At 68.0% G+C, this 20237-nt stretch carries 17 protein-coding genes and 4 pseudogenes; 17 read left to right on the top strand and 4 right to left on the bottom strand.

Features of this window, described 5'->3' with window-relative positions; genetic code table 11:
* Positions 1–374 precede the first annotated feature (374 nt).
* From GO592_RS37790 to GO592_RS37770, 4 genes and pseudogenes are all read left to right on the top strand, one after another.
* Positions 375–752 carry a CD225/dispanin family protein gene (locus tag GO592_RS37790; RefSeq protein ID WP_039950588.1) on the top strand — a complete coding sequence of 126 codons (378 nt, stop codon included), beginning with the start codon at positions 375–377 and terminating at the stop codon, positions 750–752.
* Between the two features lie 730 nt (positions 753–1482).
* Positions 1483–2772: a COG4705 family protein gene (locus GO592_RS37785; protein WP_007296109.1), complete on the top strand. Its 1290-nt coding sequence runs from the start codon at positions 1483–1485 to the stop codon at positions 2770–2772.
* Between the two features lie 83 nt (positions 2773–2855).
* Positions 2856–3150, top strand: a pseudogene (locus GO592_RS45185) (hypothetical protein); the annotation flags it as partial.
* Positions 3151–3338: 188 nt separating this feature from the next.
* Positions 3339–3824 carry a hypothetical protein gene (locus tag GO592_RS37770; RefSeq protein ID WP_007296112.1) on the top strand — a complete coding sequence of 162 codons (486 nt, stop codon included), beginning with the start codon at positions 3339–3341 and terminating at the stop codon, positions 3822–3824.
* Between the two features lie 7 nt (positions 3825–3831).
* Here GO592_RS37770 and GO592_RS37765 read toward each other — a convergent pair whose 3' ends face one another.
* Entirely contained in the window at positions 3832–4506 is a 675-nt protein-coding gene (locus GO592_RS37765; protein WP_007296113.1) for a response regulator transcription factor, read from the bottom strand.
* A gap of 110 nt (positions 4507–4616) precedes the next feature.
* Here GO592_RS37765 and GO592_RS37760 point away from each other — a divergent pair, with 110 nt between their 5' ends.
* The 7 genes from GO592_RS37760 to GO592_RS37730 all read left to right on the top strand — a co-directional run bounded on the left by GO592_RS37760 (position 4617) and on the right by GO592_RS37730 (position 12480).
* On the top strand, positions 4617–5549 hold the full coding sequence (locus GO592_RS37760) for a phosphatase PAP2 family protein (RefSeq protein WP_007296114.1): 933 nt from the start codon (positions 4617–4619) through the stop codon (positions 5547–5549).
* 267 nt (positions 5550–5816) lie between these two features.
* Positions 5817–6434 (top strand): hypothetical protein, encoded by a 618-nt coding sequence (locus tag GO592_RS37755; protein WP_007296115.1) that lies wholly within the window; start codon positions 5817–5819, stop codon positions 6432–6434.
* 4 nt (positions 6435–6438) lie between these two features.
* A complete protein-coding gene (locus GO592_RS37750) occupies positions 6439–7122 on the top strand; it encodes an ABC transporter ATP-binding protein (RefSeq protein ID WP_007296116.1) in 684 nt (227 codons plus the stop codon).
* On the top strand, positions 7119–7877 hold the full coding sequence (locus tag GO592_RS37745) for an ABC transporter ATP-binding protein (protein WP_007296117.1): 759 nt from the start codon (positions 7119–7121) through the stop codon (positions 7875–7877). The genes GO592_RS37750 and GO592_RS37745 overlap by 4 nt, the downstream gene beginning before the upstream one ends.
* Positions 7874–10534, top strand: a complete 2661-nt coding sequence (locus tag GO592_RS37740; RefSeq protein WP_007296118.1) for an FtsX-like permease family protein — start codon at positions 7874–7876, stop codon at positions 10532–10534. The genes GO592_RS37745 and GO592_RS37740 overlap by 4 nt, the downstream gene beginning before the upstream one ends.
* Positions 10535–10655: 121 nt before the next feature.
* Positions 10656–10982, top strand: coding sequence for a hypothetical protein (locus tag GO592_RS37735; protein WP_007296119.1), 327 nt, complete (start codon positions 10656–10658; stop codon positions 10980–10982).
* 70 nt (positions 10983–11052) lie between these two features.
* Complete coding sequence (locus tag GO592_RS37730; RefSeq protein WP_007296120.1) at positions 11053–12480, top strand: HAMP domain-containing sensor histidine kinase; 1428 nt, start codon at positions 11053–11055, stop codon at positions 12478–12480.
* Positions 12481–13017: 537 nt separating this feature from the next.
* On the opposite strand, the gene lgt is transcribed toward GO592_RS37730, so the two are convergent.
* Complete coding sequence (gene lgt, locus GO592_RS37725) at positions 13018–13923, bottom strand: prolipoprotein diacylglyceryl transferase (protein ID WP_012686835.1); 906 nt, start codon at positions 13921–13923, stop codon at positions 13018–13020.
* 268 nt (positions 13924–14191) lie between these two features.
* Between lgt and GO592_RS37720 the strand changes: the two genes are divergently transcribed.
* From GO592_RS37720 to GO592_RS37700, 5 genes and pseudogenes are all read left to right on the top strand, one after another.
* Positions 14192–14680: a fluoride efflux transporter FluC gene (locus GO592_RS37720; RefSeq protein ID WP_007296122.1), complete on the top strand. Its 489-nt coding sequence runs from the start codon at positions 14192–14194 to the stop codon at positions 14678–14680.
* Entirely contained in the window at positions 14677–15042 is a 366-nt protein-coding gene (crcB, locus tag GO592_RS37715; protein WP_012686833.1) for a fluoride efflux transporter CrcB, read from the top strand. The genes GO592_RS37720 and crcB overlap by 4 nt, the downstream gene beginning before the upstream one ends.
* 24 nt (positions 15043–15066) lie before the next feature.
* Positions 15067–15603, top strand: coding sequence for a universal stress protein (locus GO592_RS37710; protein WP_007296124.1), 537 nt, complete (start codon positions 15067–15069; stop codon positions 15601–15603).
* A 111-nt stretch (positions 15604–15714) separates the two neighbouring features.
* Positions 15715–16138 (top strand): annotated as a pseudogene (locus GO592_RS37705) (MFS transporter); the annotation flags it as partial.
* Positions 16139–16297: 159 nt separating this feature from the next.
* A pseudogene (locus GO592_RS37700) lies at positions 16298–17226 on the top strand (IS3 family transposase); the annotation flags it as partial.
* A 7-nt stretch (positions 17227–17233) separates the two neighbouring features.
* On the opposite strand, the gene GO592_RS37695 reads toward GO592_RS37700, so the two are convergent.
* Positions 17234–18628, bottom strand: a complete 1395-nt coding sequence (locus tag GO592_RS37695) for an IS30 family transposase (RefSeq protein ID WP_043827253.1) — start codon at positions 18626–18628, stop codon at positions 17234–17236.
* Between the two features lie 48 nt (positions 18629–18676).
* Here GO592_RS37695 and GO592_RS37690 point away from each other — a divergent pair.
* Positions 18677–18970: pseudogene (locus tag GO592_RS37690) on the top strand (integrase core domain-containing protein); the annotation flags it as partial.
* Between the two features lie 29 nt (positions 18971–18999).
* Here GO592_RS37690 and GO592_RS46080 read toward each other — a convergent pair.
* Entirely contained in the window at positions 19000–19128 is a 129-nt protein-coding gene (locus tag GO592_RS46080; protein ID WP_258085249.1) for a hypothetical protein, read from the bottom strand.
* Between the last annotated feature and the right edge of the window lie 1109 nt (positions 19129–20237).

Below are 20237 nucleotides of genomic sequence, written 5' to 3'. Positions count from 1 at the left end.
TACCTCTTGCGCGACTTGACCAATACATGGCAGGCCCACCCGGATGTCGTTACCGCGTCCGAAGAATGGATCACTGCGTGTCGGCATCTGCGCGATCGAACCCCTCCAAGGAGAGGTGACCTCGGGAACCGTGGTCGACATCGTCCGGGATGGCATGCACATCCGGAGTGACCGGATTCGCCGAGAGCACTCTGAGGGACGGCGGACCTACCCAGTGGTCTCGCTACTCGCGCGGCGCGGTGATCGAGAGGCGCCGCGCCACGACAGCGAACACGGCGACCACACCCGAAATCGATCATGGAGCACTCAGCGAATCCTCAGCGTAAGGCACGTATCGTCGATGCGGAACGGTCTCTACAGATATGGAGGTCGCGATGGTCAATCCATCATCGGAACCCGCGCCTGATGAGCGGCCCACTCGGACCGAGCCCGCCCGCGACCCAACCGACGGCCAGTCGGTCAGGGCGAGACCCAGCAGCAACGCCGGCTGGGCGGTGGTGTCGGTGCTCTTCTTCTGGCCACTGGCGTTCTCGGCATTTCACCACGCGTTTGAGGTCTATCCCAGGTGGGCAGAGGGCGATCTTGACGGCGCCGAGTACGCCTCTCGGCGGGTGCGTAAGCTCGGGCAACTGTCACTATGGATCTTCGGTGGCTTACTGCTGCTCGCGATCGTCCTCTATGCGATCGCGGCGATTGTTCTGATTGCAAACGGCGGCGACGGGGGCGAGTGGCACGACCACATGCGCGAATAACCCCGATAGTGAGGTGATCTTGCGCCTGGTGCCGACGGGTACATTCTCCCGGCGGAGCGCAGCGGAGCCGAGCAGATCGCGGTGGTGTTGTGCGGGTCAGGTGACCGGGCGAGGGGTGACGGCGTATCCGAGGTCGTCAGAGCATGCAGCGCCGCGGGGACAAAGCGCCGCGCGGACAACTTGCGCAGCGCCTGCCGCCGACCCGACAATATGTCGACCGATTCCATCCAAGAACCGTTGTGTTCGGCACACCGGGACCGCGACCTTCCCGAATGGGTCATCGATCGCGCTTGGTATCGTCTCTCGTACAATGGAAACCGTCAGATCAATGGCGCGGTTCAGTGCTTGCCGCAAGGCCAGCGGCGACGGTGGGACGGAAGTACTTCGCATCCTCGAGCGCAGACTCGTGGGGTCATCTCCACAGCGATGGACACGGATCGATCACTGATTCTCACCCCGCACCCCCAGCGCAGCGGTGATGGGTGGCAGTTTGCTGGGGCCCCAGTGGTTTCGTCGACATTCGTGGGGCGCTTGCGTACATCGATTCCGATGAACCATCATGCCGCTCGGGATACCCAGTCAGGGCGAGGCAACCCCTCCTCGCGAGCCAGATCCGCCGGTCCTCATTGCGCCGGCCGGCGAAAACTGACATAGGCAGTAGAGCGAACCGGGCGACAGATCACTCGTGACATGGGGAGGGCGGGGCAGGCGTTGACCGAACCCTCAGCGAATGTTCAGCCACGTGGCGTTACGGTCGGACGTTGTGGACGAGGCAACGAGATCCGAGACGATCAAAGCCCAGCGCGCGATGCTGAGTAAGGTGCCCGAGATCACCGTCTGGTTCTGGGTCATCAAGATCCTCTGCACCACCGTGGGCGAGAGCTTCGCCGACTGGATCAACATGACCTTGGGTTTCGGTCTGAACACCACCGCCCTCACCTTCACGGTCATCCTTGCCGCAGTTCTGGGGTGGCAGTTGCGCCTTTCCCGTTATGAGCCATTCGTCTACTGGCTGACGGTCGTCGTGCTCAGCGTGACCGGCACGCTCTACACCGACATCCTGACCGATGTTCTCGGCATTCCGCTCGCCCTGAGCACGAGCGTCTTCGCGGCGGCCCTGACCATCGTCTTCGCCGTGTGGTTTGTTCGCGAGCGGACGTTGTCGATCCACAGCATCGTCACGGTGCCCAGAGAGTTATTCTATTGGCTCGCAGTACTTATCACCTTCGCCCTGGGTACCGCGGCCGGCGACTGGACACTCGACCTCACCGGCTGGGGACCCGGTGTATCGGTGCTCCTGCCGGCCGGCCTGATCGTGTTGATCGTGATCGGCTGGCGTCTGGGCGCGAACGCTGTGCTCTCCTTCTGGCTCGCCTACATCCTGACCCGCCCACTCGGCGCGAACCTCGGCGACTGGCTCGCATCCCCGTCGACCGATCACGGACTCGGCCTGGGTACCGCCCTCACCAGCGCCATCTTCCTCACCGCCATCCTCGCGACGGTCGTGTACCTCACGCTCACCCGCAGCGACGTCATCGAAGAGCACGAACAAACCCACACAACGACCATCACCACGCATCCGACGCGCGAGCGGATCATGCTCGGGTACTACGTCGCCGTCGCCGTCGCCACCGGCGCGCTGCTCATCTGGGCGGCCGGGCAGCCACACGCGACCGCGGCGAGCGACGAGGAAACCGGCACCACACCCGTGATCACAACGCTCACCCCGGGTCAGGTGTCAGCGCATTTCCCGCCGACAGAGATAGCGCAGTTCCGCACCATCGCGGAGGACACCCTCGGGAAAGTCCAGGCCGGCGACCAGGCAGACGCGACAGCCCGGATCAAGGACCTCGAAACGGCGTGGGACGACGACGAGACGACGCTGCGCCCACTCGACGAAACCACCTGGACCGTCCTCGACGGCCAGATCGACAGCGTCCTGCACGCACTACGCGCCAGCAAACCCGACACCGCGACCGAGACCCAGACCCTCACCGCACTGTTGACCGCGCTTCGGTAAGGCAATCGTGCAAAGGCACGGACCGGCGTCCCACCGATGCGGCGGCCGCCCGCCGCATCGGACCGCAGAAGGGCACAGAGTCCATTCCGGCGCTGTATTGGTGCAGTGATTCTGCTGAGCGTGGTCGGGACACTCATCCCGGACAACCCTGACCGGTCTCTCGAGGCCACCACCATGATCTTCGGTATCGCACTGATAGCGGCCTTCGTGCTCGGGTACGCGAGCGAGCGCACCCTGTCCATCCATAGCATCGACACCACTGGCCGCGAAGGGTTCTACTGATTGGCGATCCAGTTCACATTCACTCTCGGCACCGCGGCCGGTGAACTTGCGGGAGAGCGGCTCCAGTTGGGGTACGCGGTCTCCGCGCTGTTCTTCGGTGGTCGCGGTCGGCGCCGACTGGCGAGGGCGCGCCTACTGGTCAGTCCGGCGGGAATCGGTCCGGAGGACACCGCGAAGGCCGTGAATCGGCTCGGCGAACGTTTACCCTCTAGGTTGGGCCGCTGTGTGCCGCATGACCAGCAAAATGACCCGGGCGGCGACCGGCGGGGTGAGGAGCAGATGGTGTGAACCATATCGCCCGCTTCGTCGAGGAAGTCGTGGAAGTGTTCCACTCGCGGATCGTGGACGAGGGCAAGTTGGGGGCATTCGTGGTGCTGGCGTCGTTCCTGGTCAGCTTCGTGGGGGTGCGGGTGATCACGCACGCGGTTCGGCGGGGCAGCCGGTTCGTGCGGAATGTGCGGGTGGGGGGCACCCATGTTCATCATCTGGTGCCCGGGATCGTGCTGCTGCTGGTGACCGGATATCTCGCGTTCGCCTTCGGTTACGGCGACCATCCGGTCGTTGCCGCGCTGTTCGGTGTCGGTGCCGCGCTCACGCTGGACGAGTTCGCCTTGTGGCTGAATCTTCGTGACGTGTACTGGGAGCGGGCGGGACGTCGTTCGGTCCATGTTGTGCTGTCGGCCGCCGCGACCGGTGCCCTGGTGGTGATCGGCCTCGATTTTTGGGAGGCCGTCCTGCGGGCGTTCGCGCGGCTGATCCAGCGGGTGTGAGATTCGGTCATTGGGCGTCGAGTAGCCGGTAGCCGACGCCGCGCACCGTTTCGATGGTGGCCATGCCGAACGGTGCGTCGATCTTTCGCCGCAGGTAGCCGATGTATACCTCGACGACGTTGTCGTCGCCGTCGTAGTTGCTGTCCCACACCGAGCGCAGGATCTCCGCCTTGCTGACGACGTCCCCCTTGTTCCGCAGCAAGAATTCGAGCACCCCGTACTCGCGGGGTGTCAGGGCGAGTACGTCCTCCCCCCGGCTCACGCGCCGGCGGGCCGGGTCGAGTGCCAGGTTGCCCGCGGTGAGGATCGCCGGCCGCTCGGGGGCCCCGCGCCGCAGCAGGGCGCGCAACCGCGCCACCAGGATCACGAACGAGAACGGCTTGGTCAGGTAGTCGTCGGCGCCGAGGTCGAAGGCGTCCGCCTGGTCGTATTCGCCGTCCTTGGCCGAGAGCATGAGCACCGGAGTCCACACCTGGCGTGCGCGCAGCTCCCGCAGGATCTGGTAGCCGTGCATGCCGGGCAGCATGATGTCGAGCACGACCACGTCGAAATCTCCGGTCACGGCCTGTTCGAGCCCGTCGCATCCCTCGCGCGCGACATCGACGACGAAGCCCTCGGCCGTCAGTCCACGCCGCACGGTCTCGGCCAGTCGGGCCTCGTCCTCGACCAAGAGGATTCGCATCGCGCACCGTCCTCGGGTGTTTCTTCCATTAGAGCCCAATTCCGGACGGACCAGGGCACGCTCTCAGTGTTCTCACAGCGGCCGAACACGACACTGGAAGCATGCCCGGAATGCGCGACGCAATTGACCTGGTGATCAACGAGGTTCGTACCGAAGCGGCCACCGCCGAGATCGCGATCTGGATGCTCACGGTGGGCGTGCTGGCCTATACGGTGGCGCTGGGGGCCGAGCGGTGGAATCGGCGCCGCGGCGATTCCACGGTCACGACGGTCTGTGGGTGGGGCGCGGTGCGGGTCGCGGCGCTGCTGCTGATGTTCACCCTCCTGGCGGTCCAGGTTCGCCTCTCCGGTTGGGTGACCGGCGCCGACACCGCGACACTCGACTGGTTCGTCGCGCATCGCTCCCCCGGGGTAACCGCGGCGGCGGTGGTAATCACCGACGCGGCCAGCCCGGTGGGGGTCGCGCTCGTGGCCGTGGTCACCGCCGCCCTGGTGTCCTGGCGCCGGCGATCATGGGAGCCGGGAGTGCTGGTGGTGGGTATCGTCGCGGTCGCCGCGGCGGCCAGCACGATCGTGAAGATGATCGTCGCCCGCTCACGACCTCCCACTGCCTCCCAACTCGTCACCGAGACGGACTGGTCGTTTCCGTCGGGGCATGTGACCGGCATCGTGGCCCTCGCCGGCGCCCTGCTGATCGTGACCGGCGCGGGGCTGCCCGGCCGGGCCCGTGGCGCCCTGGCCGGGACTCTGGCGGTGTTGGTCGTGGTCGTGGTCGCGGCGACCAGGCTGTACCTCGGGGTGCATTGGCTGACCGACGTGCTCGGTGGAGCCCTGCTCGGGGGCGCGGTCGTGGCCGCCGGATCCTGCGCCGTCACCGCCCTCGCGGCCCGCCGCCCACCCGGGCGGGCCGCAGAGGTGACCGGCGCCCCAGCCGTGCCGATTTCAGCCGTGCAGATCTCGGGGATCGAGGACGGTCGGCCCTCGGACACACCACCGATGCCACATCCTGTCGCTGACGAGCACCGACCGATATCGACCGGGTGATCGCATGCCAGCATCGAGGACCAGCTCAGCGACCGCCGGATCCGGCTCCGCGGCGCGCCGCGCCGGCCGACAATCACGGTCCGCCGTGGTGATCCGCGCACAGCATCTCGACCTCTCTCCGCACAGCGCAGAACCAGGCAACACCACGATGATCCCGAATCGAGCGGTCCGCGCGGTCTCGACATCTTCCGGTGCACCCCGCGCATCGATCAACAACACCAACCGCCACCACAGCACCCGTACTCCGAGGGTGTTCGGGAGACCATCATGAAGCACATCGGCAACCGCGCCGGCACCGCCCTGAGAACCGGTCTCCTGGCCGTGGTGTTGGTGATGGTGACCGTGAGCTGCTCACAGAATCCGCCACCCATCTCCCCGGGCCAGAGCACCGCACCGAATGCCACCGCCCCCGAGTCCAATCCGGCCGGTGACATCCCCGACAACCAGGTGTATGTGCCGTTCACCCCGGCCGGCGACCGGTTCACCATCTCCGTCCCCGAGGGCTGGTCGCGCAGCACCGCGGGCACCGAGACCGTCTTCACGGACAAGTACAACACCGTCCGGGTCCAGGCCGGCGACCGCGCCGCCGCGCCGACCGTCGAGTCGGTCATCTCCCAGGAGTTGCCCGGCATCGCGGCGGGCACCCCCGGCTACCGTGCGGGCACGGTGACTGCCGTCCAACGGCGGGCCGGCCAGGCCGTCCTGATCACTTATCAGGCGGCGTCGGCGCCGAACCCGGTGACCGGGAAGTCCGTCACCGAAGCGGTCGAGCGGTATCAGTTCTGGCACAACGGAACCGAAGTGGTTGTGACCTTGTCCGGGCCGCAGGGCACCGACAATGTCGACCCGTGGCGCACGATCACCGATTCGCTGCAATGGCCGTGATGTGATGAGCACCGGGTCGCCGTCCGGGCCGCCCGCCCTACGGGCGCGGACGCTGTATCGGTTCTATCGCGCCGGTGAGGAGGAAACCCTTGCCCTGCAGGGAGTCTCCCTCACCGTGGGTCGCGGCGAGTTCGTGGCGGTCGTGGGCCCGTCCGGATCCGGAAAATCCACCTTGCTCGCCTGCCTGGCCGGGATGGACGACCCGGACGGCGGCAGTGTGCACATCGACGGCCGCCGCATCAGTCACCAGCCCGAACCGGTCCGGGCCCGCATCCGGGCCCGGCACGTCGGCATGCTGTTCCAGAACGCGAACCTGCTCGAACACCTCACGGTGGCCGAGAACCTGACTCTCGTGCGGGGCCTCGCCCGCCGGCGGACCCGCACCAGCGGAGCGGCACTGCTGGATTCGCTGGCAGTGGGCCACCGCGCCCCCGCCTACCCGAGCCAGCTCTCCGGGGGCGAGCTGGCCCGCGCCGGACTCGCGATCGCCCTGGCCAACGAGCCGACCGTCCTCATCGCGGACGAGCCCACCGGAGAACTCGACAGTGTCACCGAGTCGGGGGTGCTCGACCTGCTCGCCGCCGCCGCGGAGGGCGGCACCGCGATCGTCGTGGCCAGCCACAGCCCGGCGGTGGCGGTCGCGGCGGCCCGGGTGATCACCCTCGAGGACGGGCGGGTGCGCCGATGACCGGCAACGGCACCCGCGCTGCGGGAGAAGCCCCCGCGCCGCGGGTGGTGGTCGAGGGCACCGCCCTCGGCCGAACCTACGGCGCCGGCCCGAACGCGGTGATCGCCCTTCGGGAGGCGAGCTTCGAGCTGCCCGGATCCGCACGCATCGCGTTGATGGGGCCCTCCGGATCGGGAAAGACCACGCTGCTGCATCTGATCGCCGGACTCGACACCCCCACCACCGGCAGCCTGCGATGGCCGGCGCTGCCCGACCTGCGCCGTGGCCGGGCCGCTTCGGTGGGCGTGGTGTTTCAGGGCCCGAGCCTGCTGCCTGCCTTGAATGTGATCGAGAATGTGGCGTTGCCGTTGCTGTTCGCCGGGCAGTCGGCGGACCGGGCGAGGGCCCGTGCCCGCCGCGCGCTCGAGGTGCTGTCGATCGGGGATTTGGCCGACAAGGTGCCGGACGAGCTGTCCGGCGGGCAGGCGCAGCGGGTGGCGATCGCGCGGGTGCTCGCCGCCCGCCCCGCCCTGATCCTCGCCGACGAACCGACCGGGCAACTCGACCACGACACCGCACGCACCACCCTCTCGGTGCTCCTCGACACCGCCGAGGCCATTGATGCCGCGGTACTCGTCTCCACCCACGACCCGGTTGTCGCGGGCCTACTCACCGGGCGGTGGACGATGCGGGACGGGCGACTCGACACCGGTGCGCGGTCCGGGACCGAACCACCGGGCCTCGGGCCACCAGAGACCGGCGGGGGCGCGAGATGATCGGGATCTGGGTTCGGGGTCTGCTGCGGCGGCGGCGCGCCCGGTTGGCCGCGACGGTGGGCGGGATCGGGGCGGCGGTCGCCCTGCTGGCCGGCATCGGGATCTTCCTCACCACCGCGCAGGGTTCGATGACCGTCCGCGCCGCCGGCACCGTCGCCGTCGACTGGCAGGTCGAGGTCCGGTCGGCCACCACCCCGAGCGCGGTGCTCGACCTGGTCCGCGCCACCAGTGGGGTCACCGCCGCGGTCCCGGTCGGATTCGCCCAAACCAACGGGTTCACCGCGACCGGCGGCGGAAGCACCCAAACCACCGGACCGGGCATGGTCCTGGGCCTGCCCGAGGGGTACCGCACCGACTTCCCCGGGGCGGTGCGCACCCTGGCCGGGGCGGGCGGCGGGGTGCTGGTGGCGCAGCAGACGGCGGCGAATCTGCACGTGAAACCGGGAGATACCGTCGAGGTGGGTCGGGCCGGGCTGCCGACGGTCCCGGTGGTGGTCGACGGCGTGGTCGATCTGCCGCAGGCCGACTCGCTGTTTCAGAAGGTCGGCGCCCCGCCCGGCGCGCAACCGGTCGCCCCGCCCGATAACGTGCTCCTGCTCGACCAGGCGCGGTGGCACGTCCTGTTCGATCCGCTTGCTGCTCTGCGGCCGGACCTGGTGGGCACCCAGATCCATGCCGTCCTCGACCACGCCCTGCCCGCGGATCCGGCCTCCGCCTATCGGGAGGTGACCGCGGCGGCGCACAATCTCGAGGCCCGCAGCGTCGGCGGCGCCCTGGTCGGGGACAACCTCGGGGCGAGCCTGGGCGCCGCACGGTCCGATGCCGCCTACGCGCAGGTGCTGTTTCTGTTCCTCGGCCTGCCCGCCGCGATCCTCGCCGGCCTGTTCACCGCCGGGGTCGTCGACGCCGGGCGGGGGCGACGCCGCCAGGAGCAGGCGTTGCTGCGCGCCCGCGGGGCCTCGCGCAGGCAACTTCTGCGCCTGGCCGCCGTCGAGGCGGTCACCGTCGGGGTCGGGGGCAGCGCGGTAGGTCTGGCCGCCGCCGCGGCGGTCGGCGTGATGCTGTTCGGTTCGGCGCGGTTCGGTGCCACCGCCACCTCAGCGCTCGCCTGGTCGGGTGCGGCGGTGGCCACCGGACTGGCGGTCGCCGCCGCCGCGATCCTCATGCCGGCGCGGCGGGATCTGCGCGCCCTCACCGTCACCGCGGGACGCGCCACATTGACCGCCGGGCGCAGCCCGCGCTGGGCCCGCGCCGGGCTGGACATCGGACTCCTCGCCGCCGCGGGTGTGCTGTTCTGGTCGACCAGCCGCAACAACTACCAACTCGTCCTCGCCCCCGAGGGGGTGCCCACGATCTCCGTGTCGTACTGGGCGTTCACCGCCCCCGCCCTGCTGTGGGTCGGCGCCGCCCTGCTGATCTGGCGGCTGGCCGATCTGATCCTCGGCGGTGGCCGACGGATCGTCGGTACCGCGCTGCGGCCGCTGGCCGGACCCTTGGCGCCGACCGTCGCGAACTCGATCTCGCGGCAGCGACATTCCCTGGCCCGCGGCATCGTGCTGCTGGCGCTCGCGCTGGCCTTCGCGATCTCCACCGCCACCTTCAACGCCACCTACCGCGCCCAGGCCGAGGTGGACGCACACCTGACCAACGGGGCCGACGTCACCGTGACCGAATCACCCGGGAACCCGGTGCCGCCGGACGCGGCGACCGCCCTCTCGGCGGTGCCCGGTGTCCGCGCGGTCGAACCGATCCAGCACCGCTTCGCCTACATCGGCGCCGACCTCCAGGACCTCTACGGGGTGAACCCGAGCACGATCACCACGGTCACCGCGTTGCAGAACAGCTACTTTCAGGGCGGCACCGCGGCCGAGCTGATGAATCAGCTTGCCGTGCACCCGGACTCCGTCCTGGTCAGCGCCGAAACGGTCAAGGATTTCCAACTCGCCCCGGGTGACACGCTCAACCTGCGCCTGCCCGACAGCCGCACCCACCAGCTGGTCCCGGTGCCGTTCCTCTACGTCGGAGTGGTCACCGAATTCCCCACCGCACCCAAGGACAGCTTCTTCGTCGCCAACGGCGATTACATCGCCCAGCAGACCGGAAATAACAGTGTGGGCGCGTTCCTCGTCGACACCGCCGGGCGGGAGACCACCGCGGTCGCCGACCGCATCCGCGCCGTGGTCGGCACGAGCGCGACGGTCACCGACATCACCACCACCCGCGCCACGGTGGGCTCGAGCCTGACCTCCGTGAATCTCGCCGGTCTGACCCGCATCGAACTCGGCTACGGTGTCGTCGTAGCGGCCGCCGCCGGGGCGCTGGTGCTCGCGCTGGGGTTGGCGGAGCGGCGACGGGGTTTCGCCATCGCGAGCGCCCTGGGCGCCCAACCCCGGCACCTGCGCGCGTTCGTGGTCGCCGAAGCGGCCGTCCTGGTCGTCGGCGGGCTGGCCGCCGGTGGGCTGCTCGGCGCGGTGTTGTCGCAGATGCTGGTGAAGATACTCACCGGCGTCTTCGACCCACCCCCCGAATCCCTCACCGTCCCATGGGGGTATCTGGGCGCGGTCACCGCCACGGTCGTCGTCGTGACCGCGGTCGTGGCCACCACCACCAGTCGCATCGCGCGCCGCTCACCGCTGACCGTGCTACGCGAGCTCTGAGAAACGGCGTTCGGATGCGCCTCTCGGCGGTCTCTCAGCCACCCACAGCGACCTCTCAGCACCGGTTGGGCAGCCTGGTCGTAACAGTCAGATCGGCTGAAAGTACGGGAAGGACGACACCATGAACCTCAAGGGCAAACTCATCGCGACGGCCGCGGCGGTCTCCGCCGCCGCCGCGATCGGCGGAGGCATCGCCGCGGCCAACACCGCCCAGCCGCCGCCGAATCCGCCGTCGGTGGTGGACACGCCGGAACCCGGTGACGTCCCCGACGCCTGCGGAACGGTCGACAACGACAACATTCAGGAAGGAGATCAGACCGGCCCGGAGGTACCCGATACACCGGAATGCGATACCCCCGGCGCCGTCGACAACGACAACATTCAGCAGGGCGATCAGACCGGCCCGGAGGTACCCGATGCCCCCGGGATGCACACCCCCGGCCGGTAGAACCCGCCGTGGGCGGGCGGATCTTCCCGCCCGCCCACGGCCGACACCGCGATGATCGAAGATGGAGCCCATGGACGGGATCTGGCCCCTGCTGCATCCGCGGAGGTGGGGGCTGCGCATCCGATCCGCGATCATCGCCGGCGTCGTCGTGGCCGTTGCCGTGGGATTCGCTGCGATCGCGCTGACGCTGGTGCTGTACCGGTCGATGATCTCGGCATCCGACGATGCTGCCGCCGCCCGGATCCAGGAAGTCAGTGCCCAGCTGCGGCTCGATACCCCGGACGAACTCGACGCCGCCACCGTGTCCGTCAACCCACGGGTGACGTTGGTGCAGGTCATCGACCCCCAAGGCCGGGTGGTGCGGTCCTCCGCCGCCGGCCCCACCGAACCGGTCACCGCGGTGCGACCGCCCGAGGGTGCGCTCGTTCATGGCGCGCGGCCCGCCCCCCGCACCGACGGGTTACGAGTGAGTGCGTACACCACCACCGGGGTCGGTGGCCGGTACACCGTCGTGGTCGCGACCAGTGTGGAAAACATCGAGAACACCATCAAAACCGTTGCCGTTCTGGTGGCATTGGGGGCCCCGTTCATCGTGGCCGTCGCCGCCCTCGCCACCTACGCCCTCATCGGACGTTCGCTGCGGTCGGTGGAGAAAATCCGTACCCGGGTCGCCGCGATCTCGAGTTCCGATCTCGCCGAACGCGTCCCGGTACCGACCCAGCACGACGAGATCGCCGCCCTGGCCGAAACCATGAACGCGATGCTCTCCCGGATCGAATCCGGCCAGCACGCGCAACGCCGCTTTGTCGCCGACGCCTCCCACGAGCTGCGCAGCCCACTCTCGACGGTGACCACAGCGCTCGAGATCGGACGCGATCGACCGGAACTGCTCGACACCGCGCTCGTCGAACACACCCTGCTCCCCGAGGCCGCCAGGATGCACCACCTCATCGACGACCTGCTGCTCCTCGCACGAGCCGACGAGCACGGACTGCCCCTGCGCATCGTCGACGTCGACATCGACGACGTCGTCGCCTCGGAGGTGCACCGCAAACGCGCCGAGGGCGGTGCAACGTTCTCCTGCGTCCTCGAACCGGTCCAGGTGCGAGGTGATGCCACCCAGATTTCCCGGGTGGTGCGCAACCTCGTCGACAACGCCGCCCGCTACGCGACCACCACCGTCCGTGTGCGGGTGTCATCCGATAGTGTGACCGCCCGAATCGAGGTCTCCGACGACGGCCCCGGAATACCCGAGACCGAAAGAGACCGGGTATTCGAGCGATTCTTCCGCCTGCAACGCGACCGCGCCCGCGGCAGCGGAGGCTCCGGACTGGGCCTGGCCATCGTCGCCGAGATCGTCACCGCACACCACGGCACTGTGCACATCGACACCAACCCCGACGGCGGCGCCACCGCCATCGTCCACCTTCCGGTCCGAGGCACGACCCCGCACAGCACGAAAAAGCCCGAACTGCCGGAGCCCGGATACACCGATTGACTGCTCGGGCACCCAATTACAAACCGTGTCGGTCAGCCGACGACCCCACTCGCGCATTGACCACACGCCCTAACAGCCTCGCTTTCTGCCCGGATGGAGCCGTCCGACGTGAACCCCTGCGCTGACAAGTTGACAGAACGATGCGGGTCACGGTCATCGTCACCGCGCAAGACGGACACGGTGGGAGTGCAATCGCGGACCGTCCCGTGGGTAAGCATCGGCAAAGGCAAGGCCGAGCACACGTACGAACGACACCGAGACGGTCGATCTGGACAGAATGGGCGAATCGTCGCTGTCGCCCTGTTGATGCCTCGAGCTTGCGGTATCCGAAGTGCCGCAAGGTCTGCGAGTTATCGGTCCAGAGGTCAGTAAGGTAAGCGCGGCGGTCGGCCGGTTCAGTCAGTCGCGTCATCCGTCTGTCTTGCTGCCGTCGGTCTTCGCTCCGGACTCGGCGTCCGCACTCACAGCCTTGTCTCCCGACGCCCCCTCGGGAGCCTTCTCCTCCGATTTCGGCGTCTCGCCGGTCGTCGGCTCCGCCTACTCGGGCTGCCGCGTATTCGCAGCATCACCGTGCGTCGACTGCAGCTCCGCCGGATCCTCACGGCCCTTCGTCGCGGCGAAGAAGTACACCAGGGCCGCGACGAACACCAGGCCGGAGGTGAACGAATTGACCCGGATACCCGCGATGAGGCTCGCATAGTCGCTGCGCATCAACTCGACCGCGAACCGGCCGGCGCAGTACCCGGCCACGTACAGGGCGAACAGGCGGCCGTGACCGATACGGAAGCGGCGATCGACCCACACGAGCAGGAGGACGATCAGCACGTTCCACAGCGCCTCGTACAGGAACGTCGGATGCACCACGAACGCGACCTCGCCGGTGGACACCCCGTCGATCAGCTGCGGTGACACCTGGCCCAGGTCGTTGCGCCGCTCGAAGATCTCGAGCCCCCACGGCACGTCGGTCTCGCGACCGTAGAGTTCCTGATTGAAGTAGTTTCCGAGCCGGCCGATCGCCTGCGCCAGCAGGATCGCGGGCGCGACCGCATCGCCGAGCGCAGGCAGCGGGATGCCGCGGCGACGACAACCGATCCAGGCTCCGACACCGCCGAGCGCCACGGCACCCCAGATGCCGAGACCGCCCTGCCACACCTTCAGGGCGTCGACGGGGTCGCCGCCTTCCCCGAAGTACGTCGGCCAGTCGGTCATCACGTGGTAGAGACGGCCGCCGATCAGGCCGAACGGCACCGCCCAGATGGCGATGTCGAGGACCGTGCCCTTCTCGCCGCCGCGGGCGACCCAGCGACGGTCACCCCACACGATCGCGACGACGATCCCGACGATGATGAACAGCGCGTACGCGCGCAGGGCCACCGGTCCGACATACCAGACACCTTGAGGCGGACTCGGAATGTAGGCCAGTACGTCCACAGTGGAAGTCACGACGCCACGGTAGCGGAGCGAACGCCCACGGCGAGTTCCTCGTGAGCGAGCGCACCCTGACCCGGCAGCTCGCCGCCCCGCCGCCGTGGTGAGGCTCTCCCGTGTTGGTTCTCCTGAGCGGACCGACGGAGGTCTACGTCCGATGCCAGACGGCGGTTATGATCCTGTTCGGCGATGGATCTCCGCCACGACACCCTGCGAGGGGTCGTCTGAACCGCCTCACCCGAGGCTGATGGCTCCTTTTCCCTTTCGTGGAAGGAGTGTGCCCGTGGACGGTCGCCGCGACCCGAATCCCACTTTGCCGGTCGATCCCGATACCGCACCCCGTACCCCCGGCCCGTTGCATGTTCGCCCGGCGGCGATCGCGGCGGTCGGTGGTGGGGGCTTGCTCGGGGCCCCGCTTCGCTATCAGCTCGGTGTGTGGTTCCCCCAGGCCGCGGGTGGATGGCCGGTGACCACATTCGTGATCAACGTGGCCGGTGCGTTCCTGCTCGGGCTGGTGCTCGAAGCGTTGACCCGGCTCGGCCCGGACACGGCGTGGCGTCAGCGGGTGCGCCTGGGTGTGGGCACCGGGGTGCTGGGCTCGTTCACCACCTACAGCACCCTCGCGGTGGATGCCGACCTGCTCCTGCGCGGCCATCAGTGGTGGGCGGCGGGAAGTTATGCGGCCGGAACGGTGCTCGCGGGCATGGTGGCCACCATCGCGGGGATCGCGGTCGGGGAGCAGGTGCGGTCGCGGCGGGAGGAGCAACGGTGATGGTGTGGTGGATCGCGTGCGCCGGCAGTGTGGGGGCGATCGCCCGGTTCGTTGTGGATGGGGCGATCAAACACCGCCGCAGCGTTGAGTTTCCGTGGGCGACGGCGGCGATCAACGTGACCGGGTCTTTGCTGCTCGGGTTCGTGGTTGGCCTGGTCCTTTTTCACGGTGTTCCGCGCGAGGTGCAGTTGATTGTGGGTGTCGGGTTCTGCGGTGGGTACACCACCTTCAGCACCGCAAGTTTCGAGACCGTGCGGCTGATCCACCGCGGACGGTATGCAGCCGGTGTCACCAACGCGGTCGGCACCCTGCTGGTGACCGTCGCCGCCGGCGCGGCGGGTCTGGCCTTGGCCGGGATCTAGAAGCGAGGGTGTGAGGAGAACACAATGACCCAAAACAACCACAACCACCCCGCCCCCCGAGAGACGCTGCGGGACTGGCGGACCCCGCTGCGCGTCGACGGCCCGCCGGCGCCCACCCCGGCGGTGTGTCATCTGGTGGTCGGCTTCGACCGGCACCCGGCGAGCCACGCCGCCCTGACCTACGCGATGGACCTCGCCGGCCGCCTGACCGCGTTCGTGCACGTCGCGCACATCGTCGACATCGACGACATCCCGATCGAACCGGACCGCGACGACTGGGAGCAGCGCTTCGCCGACGCCGTCGAGCAAGAGCGCACCGAGGCGAGCGCCATGCTGGCGGCCCTGCCCGGCAACTGGGCCTATTACTCCCGCGAGGGCAACCCGGCACAGCTGCTGACCACCATCGCCGAAGCGAACGACGCCCTGATGATCATCATCGGCACCTCCCGCGGCGGGGCGATGTCGCTGATGGAACGGTTCCTCGGTGAATCAGTGTCCTCAAAACTGGTCCACCACGCCCACCGCCCAGTCCTGCTCGTCCCCGTACCGCCAGGAGCGTGAATGACGCCGTCCGAGCCCGCGGACAGGTCCTCCAACGCCCGGCGCGGGTCCCACGCGCCGGTCCCGAAACCCGTCCGAACGGTGGGCATTGCCGGGAGGGTGCGCCGGCCGATGGGTGCTTTGCGGGTCGTGTTCGCGTTCGGCACGATCAGCCTGCTCACGGACGTCGGATACGAGGGTGCCCTGTCGATCACCGGCCCCCTGCTGGCGTCGTTGGGTGCGACCGCGTTCGTCGTCGGTATCGTCACCGGAGTCGGTGAGGCTGCGCGCCAATGCTGCGGCTGGTCTCCGGGCCGCTGGTCGACCGCACCCAAAAGTCTTCGGCGTGGACCATCGCCGGATACGCGCTCACCGTGATCGCCGTCCCTTTCCTCGGGATCGCCGCCGCCCTGTGGCATGTGCTCTGGTCATCGCCGAACGGGTCGGGAAGTCGGTCCGCAGCCCGGCGAAGGACACTCTGCTCTCGCACGCCACCGCCGCCACTGGCCGCGGCCGCGGCCGCGGCTTCGCCGTCCACGAGGCCCTCGACCAGATCGACTATGAGGGCGAGGTTCTGCCGGACCGCGACCATGTGGTCGTTTATGCCGGCATCCCGGCCCATTGGCCGATCGTCATGTGCCCGCCGTCGTGAGGCTGCACCCTTTGAGTGGACACCCCGGACAATGGTTCTAGGAGAGCCAGGAGGGATGTCGAGGTGGGACGCCAGTCTCTGTACACGGAGGAATTCCGGAAAGACGCGGTCGCGTTGTATCGCGCGGCCGACGGCAAACGCACGTACGCGGCGGTGGCCGCGGATGTGGGCGTCAGTGGCGAAACGCTACGGACGTGGGTCCGCAAGGACACCGCCCGTAACGCGCGCTCGCAGGACCGCAGTACCGGCGCCGACGGGACCGAGGCGGACGAGCTCGCGCGGCTGCGCGCGGAGAATGCGCGGCTGCGCGGTGCGGAAAAGGAATGGCAGCTCGAACGCGAGATTCTGCGCCGGGCGGCCGCGTATTTCGCAAAGGAGGTGAAGTGAAGACCCGCCGCTGGGACTTCATCTCCGACCATCGCGCCGAGTTCGGCGTGCAGCGGCTGTGCCGGGTGCTCGGGACCTCCCGTTCCGGCTACTACAAGCACCTGATCACGGAGCCGGCCCGAGTCGAGCGCCAGGCCGAGGAAGCCGCGACGGTCGCCGAGATCCGCGCCATTCATGCCGAGCACCGGAGCGCCTACGGTGCCCCGCGGGTTCACGCCGAACTCCGCTCCCGCGGACGCAAGATCAACCGCAAACGGGTGACCCGGCTGATGCGAATCCACCACGTGGTGGGCAGGCACCTGCGCCGCAGCAAGCGCACGACCGTCGCGGACAAGTCGGCTCCGTCGGTGCCGGATCTGGTGATGCGAGACTTCACCGCTACGGCTGTCGATACCAAGTGGTGTGGGGACATAACCTACATCCCGGTGGGATCCTCGTGGTTGTTCTTGGCCACGGTGATCGACATCTTCTCACGCCGGGTGGTGGGCTGGTCGATCGCTGACCACATGCGCACCGATCTCGTCACGGACGCGATCGAGATGGCGGTGCGCACCCGCGGTGGTGACGTCGGTGGCGTTATCTTCCACAGCGACCGCGGATCACAGGGCGGATTCAACCGGTCGTCGCAACACCGTGCCGTGAGGACGAGTGTACCTGTTCGGCAAACACTTCCGCTGGAGTTCTCCAACCGTGCACTTTTCGGGGGCGGTTGTTGAGCGCATCGGCGACCGCCTGAAGCTCACGGAACTTGTATCGGGACAGATCAGTTCCCTTCGGAAAATATTGTCGCAGCAGCCCATTGGTGTTCTCATTCGTTCCGCGCTGCCATGGACTGTACGGATCACAGAAGTAGACACGGATACCCGTAGATGCCGTCAGCTCGGCATGACGCGCGAGTTCCTTTCCGCGATCCCACGTCACGGATCTGCGTAGATGCTCGGGCAGCGGTGACAGCGTCGCGGCCAGAGCATCACGAACGGACTCCGAACCATATCCGGACAGCGCCGGCCCGTTCTTCACCATCGCCGCTGTTCCATAGCCCTTCAGTCGCGGCAGGTGTAGTAGAGTCGTGTATCTGCTGGTGCGCTCGACGAGCGTGCCGATCGCGGACCGGGTCAGACCGATGATGAGGTCGCCCTCCCAATGCCCCGGCGTCTTCCGGCTCTCGACCTCCTCCGGACGGGCGCTGATGGTCACCTCCTCGGTGATAAATCCGGTGCGCTGCTTCCGTGCTCGCGCACGAGGCTTTCGCAGCGCCCGGCCGGTGCGCAAGCACGCGACGAGCTCCCGCTCCAGGCCGCCGCGACCCTCGATGTAGAGCGATTGGTAGATCGCCTCAGGTGAAATGCGCATCGTCGGGTCCTCCGGATAGTCGATCGGTAGGCGATTCGAGATCTGCTCCGGACTCCACGCCGTCGCCCACCGACGATCACCGCGCCGAGGCTTGTTTCGGCCAATCCAAGCGGCATCCGGACCGGACACCACGGTTCCATCGTCGGCACGAATCACACCAGACAGTTTGTCCTGCACATATTCTCGTAGCCGATCGTGTTCGGCGAGCTTCGCTGGTTTTGGGCGCCTCGCGGCGAGGTCGGCCTTCCACTGTGCGGTCGACGCTCGGTATGTGAGCTTGCCATTGCGGGTGGCGGCGTTCCGCCGCAACTCCCGCGAGATCGTCGACGGTGACCGTCCGATCCGGTCAGCGATGTCGCGCATACTCATACCCTTGGCTCGCAGCAGCGCGATATCCTCACGCTCGGTGAACGACAGGTACCTCCCCGAGACCGGGGTCAACTCGATCGGTGGCATCCCACCAGCCTGGCGGAACCACCGTGTCCCCACCGGCCCCGACACGCCGCATGTGGTCGCTGCGTCGTCGCTCGTGAGACCCTCGGCGATCCGCGTCCAGAATGCCCGCTCTAGATCTCGGCGTATCGGAGGCCGTCCCGGTGACCGCATCACCGCACGCCCCGTCAACGCTGCTGCCCACCCGGGTGGTCGTCCCATTCCCACACCTCCGTTATCGAGGTGTTGCTTCCACCGGTTGAGCCTGGTCAGTACACCGCAGCAGCTTTCGTCGATGTATGCCGCCGTCATGGGATTCAGCTAAGTCGAGGACGGGTCGGCTCGAGTTACGATAATGCTCTCGCCGAGTCGTTCTTCCAAGGACTCAAGAGGGAGTGGCTGCACGGACGGAGTTGGACGTCGAAGTCGCAGGCACGGCTGGACCTGTTCGAGTGGCTCTCGTACTTCAATCGACGTCGCCGTCACTCCGCCCTCGGATACCTCACCCCAGTGGAGTTCGAACAACGACTCATCGCGTCGTCTACGCTGTCAGTCGCCGCATGAAATCCGGTGTCCACTCCCGAGGGGCAACCTCAGTCGTCGATGACCACCGATGCTTGTCCGTCGACCAGTGGCCGCACCAGGATCCCGTTCCAATGGAAGCCACCACGAATGTCTTTCAGCTTGAAACCCGAGTTGAACGCGGCAACCAACGACGGCATCACCCACCGGCACCCGAGCGTCTGCCGGGTTTGGCGAACTGGAAGGCTGCTCGGTGCCCTCCATCAGATGAGCGTCACCCCGCGCGCAGAGGTCTGCCGCGCACCGGCGACCACGCCGCGGTGCGCGGCATCGGGTTGGAACACCGCGGTATAAGACAAGGGCGTGCCTTCCGGGCCGGCACGACCCGGTGACCACATGACCGGTGGCGTGTTTGCCGGGTGCGGCAGCAGCGGCAGGGCCAGTCGCGGCTGCTGCGTCCCGGCCGGGAACACCGGGAACGTGCAACGAGGGGGCGAGCTGACTCAGGTCGGGTTGCGCGTTCGACGGCGGATGCCGCGTGTAGAGCCAGTTCTCGTACAGGTTCAGTAATGGGGCGGCGCCGTGGTCGCGCAGCCACGAGGAGGATTTGTCCTGCCACGTCGCGTAACCGGGAGCCAGCAACGCCTGGGCATACGACATCGCGGCGGCAAGGACCATGGTGGTCACGGCCACGCCGACGATCCGGCGCGCTGTCCGCCGACCGGCGCGCCGACGTGGTGGCGGCGAGGTCGGCGGGTGAACCGGCCTGTCCTTGGTAGACGTCATGGCCCACTCCTGCCCTCATGCCGGCTATTACTGCGAGGGTGGCCCCAGCCCAGTGTGGACTCGCCGAGAAACCGCTCACCGATGAACGAAACTCCAGGTCACACCCGATACTGGCTGAGAGTGTGCGGCTTCCTCAGCGTCACCACAGCACCCCGCGCCAAGACTGCAGGCGTGAGACACGCACTGACACCGTCGCGCTTTCGACGCCGACTCGCCCGGTTCGGCAGGCTGCGCGGCGGCGCCCACGACCTTGCTCACCGAGGTGCAGCACGACCGTGCTACCGCTGGCCCTGCTCGTCGCAGGCACAGCGGTGTTCGCCGCGACGGATGGCTGAGCCCGTCGCGCGAGCGTCGCCGGGGCCCGGGCGCATCGACACTGCAAGTCCTGGAGGACACGGGAGTTGGCGTCGGCGTTCGCGGCAACCGAGACCGGTGCCTGCTGGCTGTCCGGTCATCGCCCGGAATGGCCGTCAGCAACCACGCGATGACGACGGGGCCGCGGCATGAGCATGGCACTGGGGGA

The sequence above is a fragment of the Rhodococcus sp. 21391 genome (assembly GCF_016772255.1).
In the GTDB taxonomy this organism is placed as follows: domain Bacteria; phylum Actinomycetota; class Actinomycetes; order Mycobacteriales; family Mycobacteriaceae; genus Rhodococcus_F; species Rhodococcus_F opacus.
The sequence above is the reverse complement of the archived record's forward strand: the minus strand, read 5'-3'. Positions and strand labels throughout refer to the sequence as shown.